The organism is Microbulbifer maximicatervae (SeqCode), assembly GCF_052467615.1.
Genome location: NZ_CP174319.1, coordinates 745,394 through 761,398 on the forward strand (window position 1 = coordinate 745,394; position 16,005 = coordinate 761,398).

Consider the following 16,005-nt stretch of genomic DNA (forward strand, 5'->3'; position numbering starts at 1 on the left):
ATCTTTACCGCTAGAAAGGGTGAAGGTGCTCGGATTATGTGGTTTTAGTAACTAAAAAGGGAGAAGGGAAGAATACACCGCGCTTGGGACCCTATGAGGCATGGATGCCGATTAGGAGCTTACAGGGATGTATTCACAGCGTGTCTCGAGTGCGGTGTATTCTTTCCTTCCACCCCAGTAGTAAGAGTAGTACTTGTAAGGGGTTGGTAAGTGCCGAAGTCAAAAGCTATTACGATAGATGATGGGTTTTCTAGAGTTAAATTTCTAAAAGGAAGAACTCCCGAAACAACGGATGAGGAAGCTAAAGATGCATTTGCCTTATTGTCCGAGTATAGGGATGGTGGAATATACGTAGCCCACTATTCAGGGAATAGCGAGTGGGAAAGACACACCAATGGAGATGAGTTTGTTCAAGTTATAGGTGGGGAAACAGCTCTAATTCTTCTCGTTAACGGTGATGAGAAGCGGAACGAATTATCAGCCGGGCAAATATTGGTTATACCAAAAGGTATCTGGCACCGATTTGAAACACCTGGCGAAGTAAAAGTTATGACTATCACCCCGCAGCCAACTGAGCACAGTATCACTAAGCCATGCGATACTTAAGAAATAGGATCATTCTACATGCTGCAGCGGTTTGCAGTACAAGAGTGCGTGCTGTTAGCTGGGGCTTTCAACCTTGAGCTATAGGGTTCTAAAAATGCAGGTAAACCAAGTATATCGCTTGTCCTCGTGTATATTTGGCTCTCGAATTGTTAGGTGTTCACTAATAGCTCAAACAAAAAAGGCCACAGATAGTGGCCTTTTTTAATTCTGTTTTAACCTTTTAGTTATACTTTTGGAGTTCTGGTGTTTGCTATCCACTCGTCAATAATTTCCTCCAGGGCATCCAGTGGTACTGGGCCGTTGGCCAGAACTGCATTGTGGAATTGGCGAATATCAAACTTTTCTCCCAGTTCTTTTTTGGCTTTCTCGCGGAGCTGTAAAATTTTGAGCATGCCAATTTTGTAGGCTGTTGCCTGGCCGGGTAATACGATATAGCGCTCGACTGCTTTAATCACATCCCCCTCAGGATTAGGGGTGTTTTCCATCAGGTATTGTATGGCTTGTTCTCGGGTCCACTTCTTGGTGTGAATTCCGGTATCGACTACAAGGCGTCCTGCTCGCCACAACTCCATGGCGAGGCGCCCAAAATCTGAGTAGGGGTCTTGGTAGAGTCCCATCTCTTTTGGCACCATTTCAGAGTAAAGGCCCCAACCCTCGGTATAGGCGGTATAGTGACCATATTTGCGGAATTTAGGGATATCCTGTAATTCCTGGGTGATAGAGAGCTGCATATGGTGGCCGGGGATACCCTCGTGGTATGCCAGTGCTTCCATCTGGTAACTGGGCATATCGTCCATGTTGTAGAGGTTGGCATAGTAGATGCCTGGGCGTGATCCGTCGGCAGCAGGTTGCAGGTAAAAAGCTTTACCGGCAGATTTCTCCCGGAATGGTTCTACCGCTCTCACATCGAGGTCCGCTCTAGGTTTGGTGATAAATAACTCGTCCAGCCTACCCTTCATGGTATCGATAATGGTAGTAGCCTTCTCAAGATATGCAGCTTTCCCCTGTTCAGTGGTCGGGTAATAAAATTGCTGGTCGGTGCGCATAAATTCGAAGAAGTTTTTCAACTTACCTTCGAATTTTACTTTACGCATAATTTCACGCATCTCATCATGGATGCGAGTCACTTCTTCAAGGCCAATCCTATGAATTTCTTCGGCTGTCATATCGGTAGATGTGTAAAAGCCGAGGCGAAAATTATAAAAGTCACTGCCATCTGCCAGTTTCCAGGCGCCATCATCAGTAGTTGCGCGTATCTCAAGCTCTTGCAGGTAGTCGATTAGGGTTTTATAGGCGGGGCCAGTGTTGTCTTTTAGTGCTGTTTTAGCTTTATCTATTAAGGACTTTTTCTGCTCTTTACTGATATCGAGACTTTCTACTTTTTCCTTAAAGTCAGCAAATAGAGGGCTGTCCTTTTTTCTGTCAAAAGGAGCACCAGTAATTAGGTTTTGTGCATCTCCAATAACATAGGGGAAAACGAATTTTGGGATAGTGGTGCCAGCTTTGGCGTTTTCTTCCAGTTGGTCTTGCAGCTGTGCGAAATACTGGGGAATTCTATTTAAGCGGGAAATATAAGCTTCGGCATCCCTGATGTTATCGATACGGTGCTGGCTGATAAGTGTTGAAGCGGCGCCGGTATGGGTGGCGAACATTTGGTTGACTGGATAATTATGATTTCGCCACTTATAGGCTTCGATCTCTTGTTGCAAAGTGCGTTTTGCCAGTCGAAGATTAAGTTGGGTAGGTCGATCCAATATAGCGGGATCAATTTTATTCAGCTCGGATAATTGACGCTTATTAATTTCATGGGTTTCTTGCGCAAACTCAGGAGTTAGATCATTCCATTTGCCGTACTCCTCTTTCAGACCCAAGAATGTTTTGAATTCAGGGCTGCGGTCTAGATGCTCCTGGAAGAACTTATCGAATAGCAAATTGACCTTCTTGCTGGCCTCACTCATTTCTTTGCTGACTTTCGGGGGAGGTGACTGATTAAGTGCACTTTCCTCTAAGGGGGCAATCTTATGTGCATCTGCATTGTTGGTACTATCGTTGCAGCCCGTGAGGATGAGTGAGCTTACTGCCGCTGCAATCAGAGTTACTTTTAACTTCATGAGTACAATCCTTGCGTTCAAAGAGTAGCTCTTACTTTTTTATCATTATTTTTGCAGTTAATGGACTTTTTTATGTAAAAGCATCCCATTATTTGGTTTTGTGGATATAAATTCAGCAGAAAATAAGAGCGGTGCACTTTTTTGGTATGGGGAATACTGGGTATGTTTTATTTTGGTGCTTTTATACGACAGTGGCGGCTAAGGTGAGCTGAAAATAGGGGGGGTGAAATAAGGCCACAGTGCCAATCATGCTGGGAGCTGGTGATTGCTTAATAAGAAGTCCGGAGTGTCATTCCGGACTTCCCTGTAAAACAATAAATGCCGTATTGTAAAAACTATACAGAATTTTTACTTCTGCAATGCTCTACTGACGATAAGAAAAAGACAGACAAGTAGTTATCAGGTACTTATCTGTCGCTTCTATTATTTATTGTTGGGTTTTTACTTTTGCAACCCACTCATTAACCAGTTCTTCCAGTACATCCAAGGGGACTGGGCCACTGGCCAGGATAGTGTCGTGGAAGCCGCGAACATCAAACTGATCACCCAGTTCTGTTTTGGCTTTTTCACGCAGCTCGACAATTTTCAGCATACCGATTTTGTATGCGGTCGCTTGGCCAGGCATGACGATATAGCGTTCGATCGCTTTAACCACATCGCCTTTCGGGTTCGGGGTGTTCTCTACGAGGTAGTCGATCGCTTGCTCGCGGGTCCATTTCTTGGCGTGAAGGCCGGTGTCTACCACCAATCGGCCAGCGCGCCACAGTTCCATAGCCAGGCGTCCAAAGTCAGAGTAGGGGTCCTCATAGAAGCCCAATTCCTTGGGTACCAACTCGGAGTAGAGACCCCAGCCTTCGGTATAAGCAGTGTAACCACCGTATTTACGGAACTTGGGAATATCCTGTAATTCCTGAGCGATAGAAAGCTGCATATGGTGGCCGGGGATACCTTCGTGGTAGGCCAATGCTTCCATCTGGTAAGACGGCATATCGTTCATATTGTACAGGTTGGCGTAGTAGATACCTGGGCGCGAACCATCGGGAGCCGGGCGCTGGTAGAAGGCCTTACCCGCAGATTTTTCGCGGAAGGCCTCTACGGCTCTTACATCGAGATCGGCTTTGGGCTTGGTGATAAACAGTTCATCCAGGCGGCCCTTCATGGTGTCGATAATTGCGGTGGCCTTTTCCAGGTATTCCGCTTTACCTTCCTCAGTGGTGGGGTAGTAGAACTGCTTGTCGGTGCGCATGAACTCGAAGAATTCCTGCAAGTTACCTTCGAACTTCACTTTGCGCATAATCTCGCGCATTTCGTCGTGAATACGGGCAACCTCCTTAAGACCGGTTTGGTGGATCTCATCGGCAGTCATATCCGTAGTGGTGTAAACACCGAGGCGGAATTTATAGAACTCTTCGCCGTCTGCCAGTTTCCAGGCGCCGTCGTCAGTGTTGGCTTTTTTCTCAAGCTCTTGCAGGTAGCTGATTAATTTTTCGTAAGCGGGGCCGGCGCTTGCAGTCAGGGCCTGGCTGGCTTTATTGACCAGTGATTTCTTTTGATCTTCACTGATTTCCAGCTTTTCTACTTTGTCTTTAAAGTCTGCAAACAGTGGGCTGTCTTTTTCACCGTTAAAAGGTGCACCGGTGATCAGGTTGCGGGAATCGCTAATAACGTAAGGGAATACAAACTTAGGTACGATTGTGCCGACTGCAGCATTGGCTTTCAGTTGTTCTTCCAACTGGGAGAAATACTTGGGCATGCCGTTCAAGCGGGCGATATAGGCTTCTGCATCGCTGACATCATCAATACGGTGCTGGCTGATCAACAGTGTGGCGGCGCTGGTATGGGTGGCATACATCTGGTTAACAGGGTAGCCGTGGTTACGCCACTTGTAGCCATCAATATCCTGTTGCCAGTTGCGTTTTGCCAGGCGCAGGCTCAGGCGGGTAGCGTCATCCAAGGTGGAAGGATCAATTTTATTCAGTTCCGCCAGCTGACGCTTGTCGAGCTCCAGGGTTTCCTTGGCAAATTCTGGGGAGAGGTTATCCCACTTATCGTAGTCTTCTTTTTTACCCAGGAAAGTTTTGGTCTCTGGACTGCGGGCGAGGTGCTCCTGGAAGAAGTCCTCGAACATCTGGTTTACGCGTTTGACTGCGGCTGGGTCCACTTTTCCTGCGACTTCTTGAGTCGCCGTGCTTTCCGTGGCTGTGGCGGTTGCACTCTGCTCGGCTGTGTTCGGGGCGCCGCGGTCACAGCCGCTGATTACCAGCGCGCTTATGGCGGCTGCGATCAGGGTTGGTTTCAACTTCATGAGCATATTCCCAGTGTTCGGTTCTTCGTTGCTAATTTGTGCCACTCCAGTGGCATTCTTTAGGTTGATTGCCTAAATCCCCCACACTTTATGCGGGATGTGTAGTGCAGATCAGCAGGTATTGTGCTGACTGGAGCAGCATTTGGCCAGTAGTGGGGAGAATTTGATTGGGAGGAGGGCATTAAAGAAATAAAAAAAGCGGGCACATGACCCGCTTTTTCTGGTGACTTCGGGATTAAGCGAAGTTCTGGTTTACAAACTCCCAGTTCACCAGGGCCCAGAAAGCTTCCATGTACTTCGGGCGCAGGTTGCGGTAGTCGATGTAGTAAGCGTGCTCCCAAACATCGCAGGTCAGCAGGGGAGTAACGCCTTCTTCAGTCAGCGGGGTTGCTGCGTTGGAAGTATTTACAATAGCGACTGAGCCGTCAGCATTTTTTACCAGCCAAGTCCAGCCGGAGCCGAAATTGTTTACAGCACTGGTGGTAAATGCTTCTTTGAACTGGTCGAAGCTACCGAAGGCTGCGTTGATAGCCTCGGCAATCGCGCCAGTGGCTTCGCCGCCACCGTTAGGGCTCAGGCAGTTCCAGTAGAAAGTGTGGTTCCAAACCTGGGCTGCGTTGTTGAACACACCACCGGAAGAGGACTTGATCACGTCTTCCAGGGACTTGTCAGCGTCAGCAGTGCCTTCCAGCAGGCCGTTCAGCTTGTCTACGTAAGTTTTATGATGTTTGCCGTAGTGGTACTCCAAAGTCTCTTCGGAGATATGCGGTGCCAGGGCGTTCTTAGCGTAGGGGAGTTCAGGCAATTCGAAAGCCATGGTGTTTTCCTTCCTTTGTCTGAGGGTTATTGGTGAGGGCATTCTACACGTGCCGCATCTCAGAATTAAGCCGGCGCGGTGGATTAGGGAAGTTTGGGACGATTTCCTCAAACACAAGGGGGGAAGCTTTTGCTGTCAGCTCTATTCGACTGTCGTCTATTATTACTGACGACCGCTTACTTTTTCGTCAATTTTTGGTATAACTGCCGCAGAATTCGACGAATCTGAATGGATTCTATTGTCATATATTTCTGAAAATACGGTACCGGAAAGACCAGCATAGAACTGGCGGGTACCGGACTCATCAGCACAGTTATCGGGTGTATCGAACCATGCAACGCAAAGAGCCCACACTGGGCGGCAGCGCCGCTCTTGAACCATCACTGGACCTCACTACCAGCGAAGAAAGGAGTGATTCACCAGAGCCCCAGGTGATCGTGGAGGAGCGCCGAGGTGGTTTCTCTTTCTTGGGGCTATGTGCCCTGATTATGGCGATGGGTGGCCTGGGTGCCTCGGGTTTCCTGTACCAGCAGTGGCAGGACAGCCGGACCCTGTTGAGTGATGCAGAGACTCGTATTGCCGATGCGGAAAACCGTATTGCTGAACTGGAGAAGCGCTTTAGCCTCTCCGATGAGGAATCTACGGCATCGGTCGAAGTGCTGAATGCAAAAGCCAAGGAAAACTCCTCGGAGATCCGCAAACTGTGGGGTGTTGCTTATGACACCAACCGCAAGAGTATCTCCGCCAATAAAACAGCAGTCGCGGCTAACAAAAAGCGAGTCGCCGCTCTTAGCACAAAGCTCAGCGGCCTCGAGTCCAGCGTGAAGAAAATCGCCGCTGTAGAGGCTTCGCTGGCAGAGTTGCGCAAGGGCAATACAGATTCCCAGCGTGAGATGACCGACAAGCTTGCACGTCTGGAGCGCCAGCTGGCTTCAGTGCGCAGTGACCTGACTATGCGTGTCGGTGCGAATGAAGAGGCTGTAGAGTCTATCGATGCTTACCGCCGTTCGGTGAATAAGGATTTGGTGCAGCTTCGCGATGCGATTCGCTCCCTGCAGTCCAGCGGTGATTCCACAGCTTCATCCATGTAGTTTTCCGGTTGAGTTAAAAAAGGCGGACCTGGTGTCCGCCTTTTTTTATTCCGTTTTCCCTTTAGGTGAATGGGATTTCTGGGAATATCTGGGTCAATAACCCTACATTTCGTGTAGAATCGCCGGCCTCGAGACGTTAATCGGAGTTGGCAATGACCACTATCCGCCAGGATGATCTGATCGGCAGCGTGGCCGATGCGCTGCAATTTATTTCTTACTACCACCCACAGGACTTCATTCAGGCCCTGAACAAGGCTTATGAGAAAGAGGTCAACCCGGCGGCCAAGGACGCCATGGCCCAGATCCTGATCAACTCACGCATGTGTGCCGAGGGCCACCGCCCAATCTGTCAGGATACCGGCATTGTCACCGTGAAGTTGAAAGTGGGCATGAATGTGCGTTGGGAAGCGGACATGAGCGTTACCGATATGGTTAACGAAGGTGTGCGCCGGGCCTATCAAAATGCCAGCAACGTGCTGCGTGCCTCTATTCTGGAAGATCCAGATGGTGCTCGTAAGAATACCGGAGACAATACTCCGGCGGTGATTCACTATGAAATCGTTCCCGGTGATACCGTAGAAGTTTATGTGGCAGCTAAGGGCGGCGGCAGTGAAGCCAAAACCAAGTTTGCCATGCTGAATCCATCAGACTCGGTGGTTGACTGGGTGCTGAAGATGGTTCCACAGATGGGTGCCGGCTGGTGTCCGCCCGGCATGCTGGGTATTGGTATTGGCGGTACCGCTGAGAAAGCGATGCTGTTGGCCAAAGAATCCCTGCTCGACCCCATCGACATTCAGGAGCTGCAAGAGCGCGGAGCCTCTAACCGCGCTGAAGAGCTGCGTCTGGAACTCTATGATTCCGTCAACAAACTGGGCATCGGCGCCCAGGGCCTGGGCGGACTGACCACTGTGCTGGATGTGAAGATCAAGGATTATCCCACCCACGCTGCCAACAAGGCTGTGGCGATCATCCCCAACTGCGCAGCTACCCGTCACACCCACTTTACCCTGGATGGCTCCGGGCCTGCGCGCCAGACTCCGCCTAAGCTGGAAGATTGGCCGGAAATTACCCGCGAAGCGGGCAGCAATACCCGTCGGGTAAACCTGGATACCATTACCGCAGAAGATATCCAAAACTGGCAGCCCGGTGAGACCCTGCTGCTGAACGGTAAGATGCTGACTGGTCGCGATGCGGCGCACAAGAAAATGGTAGATATCCTCGCTAAAGGCGAGAAGTTGCCTGTGGATCTCACCGGCCGCTTTATCTACTACGTAGGCCCGGTAGATCCGGTGCGCGATGAGGTTGTTGGTCCCGCTGGTCCAACCACCGCTACCCGTATGGATAAATTCACTCGCACTATGCTGGAAGAAACCGGCTTGGCGGGGATGATCGGTAAGGCGGAGCGCGGCCCCATGGCAATTGAGGCGATCCGCGATAATAAAGCGGTATACCTTATGGCCGTCGGTGGCGCTGCTTATCTGGTTGCCCAGGCGATTAAAGGCTCCGAAGTAATCGCCTTCCCTGAGCTGGGAATGGAAGCGATTTACGAGTTCGAAGTAGAAGATATGCCGGTAACTGTGGCTGTCGACAGTCAGGGTGAGTCAGTACACACTACTGGCCCGCTGATCTGGAAAGCCAAGATTGCCGAAGGTGAGGTGTAACGCTTCCGCCATTTAAAGAAAAGGCCCCAACAGGGGCCTTTTTTATTGGAATTTATTGTCTTGCTTGGCTAAGTCCGCCAGCATCAGCTCGCGAATAATTGGTATAGGTGCACTGCCATAGCTCAGGAACATCTCGTGGAACCCCTTGAGACTAAAGTTGTTGCCCATTTTCTTTTTGATTTCCTCACGCAGGGCCAAAATATCTGTAAAGCCAGCAAAATAGCTGGTGAGCTGCACTTGGCTTAAGGTCGCCCTGCGCCATTTGCCCTCTGCTTCAGCCTGTTGTTGAAAGGCATCCCTGACCATTAACTTCATTGCCTCTGCTTGGCTGATACCCTTTACCTGTACCTCGTAATCCAAAATGGTATTAGTGATAGTGCGCAAGTTCCACTTGTAGTACATCAGCCACAGCTCGGGGGAAAAATTACCGTAACCCGCATCCAGCATCATGCGCTCCGCATAGACTGCCCAGCCTTCGATCATGGCAGTATTGCCGAGAATAGTTTTCAGGATACTAGGGGACTGATTGGCGTAGACCAGTTGAGTGTAGTGCCCGGGGATCGCTTCATGGATATTTAGTATCTGCAGGATATAGTCGTTGTATTCTCGCAGTAAGCTCTCCGCCCGTTGATCGGAGTAGGTCTCTATGGGCATCACGTTGTAATAGGTATTTGCATTTTTATGGTAGGGGCCAGGCGCATTAATGGAAGCTACAGCAAAGCCTTGCATGTAGGCTGGAGTTGTTCGAACTACCAGTGGCTTTTCCTTGTCCAGGCTTAACAGGTTTTTTTCGGTCACGAACTTTGCCAGCTCCGGGATCTGTTGCTCTACTTTTTCCTTGAAAGTTTCTTTGGTGGCATGATATTGGGAAAGCTTGTTCAGAAGCTTTTCAATTTTTACCAGTGGCTCGTTGGGTGGGGAGTCAGAAGGAAAGTATTTTGGCCAGAGTTGATCGGCAAGCTTGGTCATTTTATCGTGGGTTAGCTGCTTCTCTATGATGGCGCGCTGGTATAGTTCAGCAGCGCTCATTCCAATATTGATATCAAACTGGAATTTTTCTTCGTAGAGTTTTTCACCGATACGAAAATCACGGAATTTTCCGGATTTAGTCAATTTCTTTTGCAGGTTTTGTAGGAAGTGGATATAGCTTTGAATCGCTAAGCGAGAATCGTGCATTCGCCGCAGGAAAATCTCCTTTGCGTCCGCAGGCATCTGACTTTCTTTAACCGTTTTTTCCAGCTCTTCACCAAAGACTTCCAATGAGCCTGTACTCTGTTGAATTGCTAATTCAAGCTGTGGCGCTGCCGGACGATAGATAGCGGCCTTAGCGGCCTGATAGTACTCGGGCACTTGCAGCATACGAGTGCTAACGGTATGTAGGCGCTTTAGAAGTGGCGCATAGTCGGTGTTTAGGATCAGGGCAAAAGAATGGGAAACATTATATATGGATGGGTCCCATTGGTATGACTTAAAGCGGGTATATTGCCATTGCAGTCGATGCAGAAAATTTTCTATAAGAGCGAGATTACTGCGTGAATTGATATTGAGCTGGCTTTTATCCAAGGCTGCAAATTTGCGTTCATAGATTTGAGCAAAATCCAATACAAATTCACGATAACTCTTATCGGGCACCTGAAGCTCTTTGGCTACTTCATAGTAGCCTTCACTGAGCGCCCAGGATGGGAATAGATTCCATAGGCCGTGTATAAATTGCTGACAGAGCTGCTCGAATGCCAGGTTTGTCTCGGAGCGCATTTCCTCCAGGATAACCTTCTCAGGTGGAGGAAGGCGCTCTCTATCCACTTGCTGGCGCTCACAGGCTCCTAGAGATACTAGAAGTAGTAATAGGCTGAGGTGTGCTTTCATGACAATCCTCACGTTAATCTGCCGATGTCGACCCAAGGCTGCGGTGGCCATAGATCGTCCAATATTTTTAGCATGCGGTTCCATTTTGTGATGGTAAAACCGGATAAAATGCGTTTTTGAGCCCTGTACTTGTTTCGTTAAGGGGGGGCGGGTAGAGTGAGGCCGGCCCAATTGAGCCGATAATAAACAAGGTTTTGAGGACCGATTCATGACCGAACTAGCTCAACAACAATGTGAAGCCTGTCGTGCCGATGCGCCGCTGGTGAGTGATGACGAACTGCCAGGACTGCTACGGCAGATTCCCGACTGGACGCCGATGACCCGTGACGGAATTATGCAGCTGGAACGCGTGTTTAAGTTTCGTAACTTCAAGCAGGCTCTGGCGTTTACCAACCGTGTCGGCGCGATTGCTGAAGAGGTGGGGCATCACCCCGCACTGCTGACTGAATGGGGTAAGGTTACGGTTACCTGGTGGAGTCACGAGGCTAAGGGCCTGCACAAAAATGACTTTATCATGGCTGCTCGCACCGATGAGCAGGTGGATGCCGCTTAACTAGTATTTCTTGTGGCGCCTATATCCGGCTTTGGGAGGCGATGGACCATTTGAAATAGCACTCACCGGTTCTTGGTAATCTTAGGGCTGGTGAGCATCCCAATTTAGCCCCTTTTCCCCCAAGGCTAGGGGTGTCGTCTAAAGGGAGATAAGTCTTGTCAGAGTATACTTCAACGGTGACCTGGAAACGCGACGAGCAGATTTTCACCGATAATCAATACAGTCGCGCCCACACCTGGCAATTTGATGGTGGGGCATCTATCCCAGCCTCCTCTTCCCCCCATGTTGTACCCATTCCCTATTCAGTAGTTGAAAACGTTGATCCAGAAGAAGCTTTTGTAGCGGCTCTTTCCAGCTGCCATATGTTGTTTTTTCTATCGATTGCAGCCAAGCGAGGGTTTGTGGTTGATGAATATTGCGATGAAGCTATAGGAATTATGGGGGCTGATAAGGATGGTCGAATTGCTATGACTAAAGTTATCCTGCGTCCTTCAGTGCGCTTCTCCGGTGAAAAACAACCCAGTCGCGAGCAGTTAGAAAAAATACATCATCTTTCCCACAAACAGTGTTTTATTGCGAACTCCGTGAAAGCTGAAGTGGTGACAGAGATCCAGGAAGTTCCAATTTAAGGAGCCTATAGCGGTTTGGTTGTCGCTGGGTACTAGGTAGGCTTAGCGGCACTATTAATTTGTTTATTTTTTTCGGCGATGTATGTACACAATTATTGAGAAAGTAGCTTCTACCGAGGATTTCCTCAAACTGCGAGAGATAACAGGCTTAACCCCCAGAAGCCGTGAAGCAGCGGAAAAAGGCCTTCCAAATAGTTTGTATGGTATCCATATAAAAAGACAATCTGAAACTGTCGCTATGGGGCGGGTAGTGGGGGATGGCGCACTTAATTTTGAGATAGTGGATGTTGCTGTCGATCCCAAATTCCAAGGTGTTGGCCTGGGGCGTCAGATCATGGAGCACATTATGGCTTACCTGGATCGAGAAGCCCTTCCTTCAGCATATATTACGTTGATGGCAGATGTTCCCGAGCTTTATAGAAAATTTGGATTTGAATTGAGCCGTCCAGATACTGAAGGGATGTATCTTATCAAATAATGGCACAGAGCTATTATTTTGGATTCGAAGTTGGCTTTACATCAATGAACGAATGATTGATTCAGTGTTGGCTATATCGTTTATGGTATTGAAATCATTTAGGTGTTGAATAGGTTGCTTGTGTTTCATCATACAGTTGATTCCTTTAATTGCGTTACTTTGGATCTCGAGAATTTTTCTGGTACGGAAAATCAGTTCTTGGTTGAACTGGTAGCCATTATAGAAGTATCCAGAGTTAACAGACGAAAGTTGATATGGATAGATCTCCGAGATGCACTTACCCGGTTTATCCCGATATGCCTAAAGCATGGTTTTACATTTCATAGCTGTCGGGATTCTGCTACAAGGCTGGTTCTTAAGCTTCAGGAAGATGCATATGTTCCCTTCTACCCAACCCATACGGTGGGAGTTGGGGGATTCGTACTTCTTGATGGGCAACTGCTCTGTGTCCAGGGCCACAGTGCAGCATCGAGCCCGAAGCTGCCTGGAGGAACCGTTGACCTGGGTGAAAAGATAGCCGATGCGGTGATTCGTGAGGTTTATGAGGAGACCGGTGTGTCCTGCGAGTTTTCCTCAGTACTCGGATTTGCCACCCGATTTCCTACAAATTTAGGCTACACGGATATCTACTTCGTATGTGAATTGAGTGCCTTAAATCGGGATATTTCAATAACAGATACGGAAGAAATTAAGCATGCTTCCTGGGTGGATATTGACCACTACTTAAATGGAGGGCATATCTCAGCATTTAATAGACATGTTGCTGAAATGTCCTTGCAGAGGCTTGGTTTAACTCCTGTCAGCCAGGACTCTTACAAGGATCCTTTCGCAAAGCAGGAAATATTTTGGACTAATGCCTGAAGGGGCCAAATGATTAGTTGAGTATATATTGCTGTTTAACCACTTACTTTGGGGGCAGAGGGAAAGACTAGACTGCATTCTAAACACATTGTGAATTCTTCATTCTCATTGAGTCCAGAACGCGGCGTATGATTTCTTCCTCTTCTGATTATTAAATTATTAGTGGGTTAAATGGTTAGCTGGTGGAAAGATGGAGTGTTCCTATGAAAAGCAAACTTATAGCTATTTTAATTACTGCAGTTTGGAGTTTAACTGCTCAATCCAAAGAGTTAACTATTGGTGAGCGCAAGGTTATTGCCTCGCAAACTCTTGAAGAGAAAAGGGAGTACTGGATTTCTCTTCCCACATCCTTTAAAGAAGGTGGATATAAAGATTACCCGGTTCTCTATTTACTTGATGCAGATTTTAATAGCTTCTTTCATGTCTTCACAGGTATGGTTCGGCAGCTGAGCTCTGATGCCACCCCAGTAATTCCTGAAATGATTGTCGTAGGTATCGTAAGCCAAGAACGTGTTAGAGATAGCTCACCTACTAGATCGCTAATTGAATATGGCGGGCGTAAAAATCAGGCGCTTTCCAATACAGGGGGCGCTGATCAATTCCTTGAGTTCTTAAGATAGGAGCTTATCCCAGAGATAAACGCAGAATATCCGACATCCGGGTATCAAATTCTTGCAGGTTACTCATTTACAGGTCTACCTGTTATCCATAGCTTATATTCGGCGCCTGAAGCTTTTAATGCGTATATCGCTATTGATCCAAGTATGTGGTGGGATGAGCAGATTATGATAAAGCGATATTCTGAATTCCTACAAGGTAAATCAACTGAGAAGCGCAGGCTGTTTATCGCTACTTCAGAGAGAGTGGAAGGTGTATATCCTGATGAAAACTATGTTGCAGAATTTATTAGGCTGCTAAATGAGAAGCCCAAGAAAGGGCTGTACGTAGATTCAGTAACATATGGGACAGAAGAAAATCATCATACAATGCCCGTTATTAGCTTTTATAGAGGGCTTCGATCAATTTTTGATGGTTATATGATCGATGATCAAGCTAGATTTCGCCCAGCAGTAAATGTTAAAAAACATTTCGAAGAGTTTTCAAGGAAGCTCGGAGGGAGGTTTATGTTGAGTGAAGATGCGATTAGTTTTTTTGGCTTTGATCGCCTCTATAATGATCAGTTTGGCGTAGATGTTGATAGGGCAATAGAATTTTTCGAATTGAATACACAGTTCTACCCAGGTTCATATAAGGCATGGGTTAACTTGGCTGAAGCATATGTGGTTAAGGGGGAGAAAGAGCTTGCTGTAAATTGCTATAGGAAATCATTGTTAATTTATCCTGATAATGAAAATGCTAAAAGCAGAATGTCTGAGTTATTGATATATTAGTTTTTATTTAAATCTAGTTCCTTATAGTCGAGTGCTGCCCTTAGGTTGGTGGTGAAAAAGACTCGTTGATAGTGGCTCGATTGATTGCCGCACAAGCAGGTTGGAAACTCTTTTGAGAGTAAGGGTTAGACAGTTGGCGCTCAAAGAGAAATGTTTGAGCTAAGTCCTCAAAAAGTCGTGCACTGATCTGTAATTTGAGTTTTCAATATGAGTTCTGTGTTAGCTGGAAGTAGTCTTATCTATTTGATATTATTTCAGTATAACCTGTGAGTATGTTTGTGATAATCAGGTTTGATTGTATCGGCAAAAGAATATTTTCTGTTTGTGCCCATAAGGAAGTTGTAGTTGATTGTGGCTAGGTATCCCTAAAGCTTGAGCTGACTATTTAAATTTCAGGGCAATTTATTATGGTAAGGTTGTTTAATGAGAAGGATAATTCTCCCGTTTTTTTTACTTTTTTCTGGTTGGGTATTTTCTGGAGAAAGTAAAGATGAGGCGGTTGGAGATATTTTTACTAGCGCAAAATTAATTGAGCGTTCCCCGCTTAAGTATCCGCCCTCAGAAGCTCGCTCCCAAAGAGAGGGGTGGGTTGTTTTGAGTTATGTTGTTTCGGTTGAGGGTGTTGCAGTTGATGCGATAGTTGTCGATTCTAGCGGCAATAAACAATTTGAGAGGAGTGCGTTAAGTAATATTAAAACATGGACTTGGGAGCCGGCGACATTAAATGGGAATCCGGTAGAGCAAATTTATACTCGCAGCAAGTTTAGTTTTAATATGAAAAGGACACCCTCTGGGGCAAGGCGTTCTTTTGTTTTAAGGTATAAGGAAGCGACCTCTCTCATTAAGAATGGTAGTCTCGATGAGGCCGAAGTGAAAATTAAAAAGCTGGGAAAGCGTGAGAAATGGAATCACTATGAGGATTCCTGGTTTTGGTGGTTAAAGGCACAATACAATTTGGCACAGGGGAACAAAGAGGCAGCTTATGGGAACCTGTTAAAGTCGATAGCTTATGACGGCGTTTATCTTCCTGATAATTTTTATATGACTGCACTGGAAATTTTATTTCTATCGCAAGTTGAGCGTGCTTACTATGCGGATGCCTTGGATACCTTTTCCAAGATGAAAGAATTTTCGGATGGCAAGTATGAGGATAAGATCTTAGAGTTAAGCAGTATTGAAGAAAAGATCAAAATTTTTCTTGCTAGTGATAGTCCTATTGCTGTTAGTGGTGCCATTGGCGAGCATGAAAACTGGCCGTATAAGCTCAATAGAAGAAAGTTCTATTATCAAAATATAGTTGGTAGTGTTGATAAGTTTGAATTAAGGTGCGATAGGAATAGGCAGGTCTTTGAGTTTTTGCTGGATAATACTTGGGAAGTACCGGAAAGTTGGGGGGCATGTACCGTGTATGTTTATGGTGAGGAAGGCACTAAAGTTGAAATTGTCGAGCTTAGAGGTTAATAGGGCGGGGCAATTTGATTGCTTTGGGTATCTATTTTTGTTGGCTGTATATCGCTGTAAAATAGAGGCTTAATTCAAGAGGGTCCCTGCTTTGTCGGGGGTCCAGATAGTAATAGTTTGTCAAATGATTACTCTAATAAATTTCTGGCAAATTGTAGTAATTCAGACTTGACCT

14 protein-coding genes are annotated in these 16,005 nt (G+C 46.9%); 10 read left to right on the forward strand and 4 right to left on the reverse strand.

What is annotated here, in order from left to right; translation table 11 throughout:
* The first annotated feature begins 210 nt into the window (after positions 1-210).
* Complete coding sequence (locus ACJJIM_RS03410; protein WP_444912365.1) at positions 211-606, forward strand: cupin domain-containing protein; 396 nt, start codon at positions 211-213, stop codon at positions 604-606.
* A gap of 224 nt (positions 607-830) precedes the next feature.
* On the opposite strand, the gene ACJJIM_RS03415 is transcribed toward ACJJIM_RS03410, so the two are convergent.
* From ACJJIM_RS03415 to sodB, 3 genes are all read right to left on the reverse strand, one after another.
* Complete coding sequence (locus tag ACJJIM_RS03415; protein WP_444912366.1) at positions 831-2,717, reverse strand: DUF885 domain-containing protein; 1,887 nt, start codon at positions 2,715-2,717, stop codon at positions 831-833.
* 427 nt (positions 2,718-3,144) lie between these two features.
* Positions 3,145-5,022 (reverse strand): DUF885 domain-containing protein, encoded by a 1,878-nt coding sequence (locus tag ACJJIM_RS03420; protein ID WP_444912367.1) that lies wholly within the window; start codon positions 5,020-5,022, stop codon positions 3,145-3,147.
* Positions 5,023-5,257: 235 nt separating this feature from the next.
* Entirely contained in the window at positions 5,258-5,839 is a 582-nt protein-coding gene (gene sodB, locus ACJJIM_RS03425; protein WP_108732228.1) for a superoxide dismutase [Fe], read from the reverse strand.
* 332 nt (positions 5,840-6,171) lie between these two features.
* On the opposite strand from sodB, the gene ACJJIM_RS03430 reads away from it, so the two are divergent.
* On the forward strand, positions 6,172-6,930 hold the full coding sequence (locus ACJJIM_RS03430; RefSeq protein ID WP_444912368.1) for a hypothetical protein: 759 nt from the start codon (positions 6,172-6,174) through the stop codon (positions 6,928-6,930).
* A gap of 152 nt (positions 6,931-7,082) precedes the next feature.
* Positions 7,083-8,591: a fumarate hydratase gene (locus tag ACJJIM_RS03435; RefSeq protein ID WP_282931690.1), complete on the forward strand. Its 1,509-nt coding sequence runs from the start codon at positions 7,083-7,085 to the stop codon at positions 8,589-8,591.
* A 42-nt stretch (positions 8,592-8,633) separates the two neighbouring features.
* On the opposite strand, the gene ACJJIM_RS03440 is transcribed toward ACJJIM_RS03435, so the two are convergent.
* A complete protein-coding gene (locus ACJJIM_RS03440) occupies positions 8,634-10,457 on the reverse strand; it encodes a DUF885 domain-containing protein (protein ID WP_444912369.1) in 1,824 nt (607 codons plus the stop codon).
* Positions 10,458-10,665: 208 nt separating this feature from the next.
* Between ACJJIM_RS03440 and ACJJIM_RS03445 the strand changes: the two genes are divergently transcribed.
* The 7 genes from ACJJIM_RS03445 (at position 10,666) to ACJJIM_RS03475 (ending at position 15,830) form a co-directional block, all read left to right on the forward strand.
* On the forward strand, positions 10,666-11,010 hold the full coding sequence (locus ACJJIM_RS03445; protein WP_108732232.1) for a 4a-hydroxytetrahydrobiopterin dehydratase: 345 nt from the start codon (positions 10,666-10,668) through the stop codon (positions 11,008-11,010).
* Positions 11,011-11,165: 155 nt separating this feature from the next.
* Positions 11,166-11,639, forward strand: coding sequence for an OsmC family protein (locus ACJJIM_RS03450; protein WP_444912370.1), 474 nt, complete (start codon positions 11,166-11,168; stop codon positions 11,637-11,639).
* A gap of 82 nt (positions 11,640-11,721) precedes the next feature.
* A complete protein-coding gene (locus ACJJIM_RS03455; protein ID WP_413664801.1) occupies positions 11,722-12,117 on the forward strand; it encodes a GNAT family N-acetyltransferase in 396 nt (131 codons plus the stop codon).
* Between the two features lie 120 nt (positions 12,118-12,237).
* Positions 12,238-12,978: an NUDIX domain-containing protein gene (locus ACJJIM_RS03460; protein WP_413664802.1), complete on the forward strand. Its 741-nt coding sequence runs from the start codon at positions 12,238-12,240 to the stop codon at positions 12,976-12,978.
* A 203-nt stretch (positions 12,979-13,181) separates the two neighbouring features.
* Positions 13,182-13,598: an alpha/beta hydrolase-fold protein gene (locus ACJJIM_RS03465; protein WP_444912371.1), complete on the forward strand. Its 417-nt coding sequence runs from the start codon at positions 13,182-13,184 to the stop codon at positions 13,596-13,598.
* 165 nt (positions 13,599-13,763) lie between these two features.
* Entirely contained in the window at positions 13,764-14,369 is a 606-nt protein-coding gene (locus tag ACJJIM_RS03470; protein WP_444912372.1) for a tetratricopeptide repeat protein, read from the forward strand.
* Positions 14,370-14,792: 423 nt separating this feature from the next.
* Positions 14,793-15,830, forward strand: coding sequence for an energy transducer TonB (locus tag ACJJIM_RS03475; protein WP_444912373.1), 1,038 nt, complete (start codon positions 14,793-14,795; stop codon positions 15,828-15,830).
* Positions 15,831-16,005 lie beyond the last annotated feature (175 nt).

Bases quoted from the DNA above. Each gene is read 5' to 3' on its own strand.
- ACJJIM_RS03415 (WP_444912366.1), bottom strand. From the start codon at position 2,717: ATGAAGTTAAAAGTAACTCTGATTGCAGCGGCAGTAAGCTCACTCATC.
- ACJJIM_RS03420 (WP_444912367.1), bottom strand. From the start codon at position 5,022: ATGAAGTTGAAACCAACCCTGATCGCAGCCGCCATAAGCGCGCTGGTA.
- sodB (WP_108732228.1), bottom strand. From the start codon at position 5,839: ATGGCTTTCGAATTGCCTGAACTCCCCTACGCTAAGAACGCCCTGGCA.
- ACJJIM_RS03430 (WP_444912368.1), top strand. From the start codon at position 6,172: ATGCAACGCAAAGAGCCCACACTGGGCGGCAGCGCCGCTCTTGAACCA.
- ACJJIM_RS03435 (WP_282931690.1), top strand. From the start codon at position 7,083: ATGACCACTATCCGCCAGGATGATCTGATCGGCAGCGTGGCCGATGCG.
- ACJJIM_RS03440 (WP_444912369.1), bottom strand. From the start codon at position 10,457: ATGAAAGCACACCTCAGCCTATTACTACTTCTAGTATCTCTAGGAGCC.
- ACJJIM_RS03445 (WP_108732232.1), top strand. From the start codon at position 10,666: ATGACCGAACTAGCTCAACAACAATGTGAAGCCTGTCGTGCCGATGCG.
- ACJJIM_RS03455 (WP_413664801.1), top strand. From the start codon at position 11,722: ATGTACACAATTATTGAGAAAGTAGCTTCTACCGAGGATTTCCTCAAA.
- ACJJIM_RS03465 (WP_444912371.1), top strand. From the start codon at position 13,182: ATGAAAAGCAAACTTATAGCTATTTTAATTACTGCAGTTTGGAGTTTA.
- ACJJIM_RS03470 (WP_444912372.1), top strand. From the start codon at position 13,764: ATGATAAAGCGATATTCTGAATTCCTACAAGGTAAATCAACTGAGAAG.
- ACJJIM_RS03475 (WP_444912373.1), top strand. From the start codon at position 14,793: ATGAGAAGGATAATTCTCCCGTTTTTTTTACTTTTTTCTGGTTGGGTA.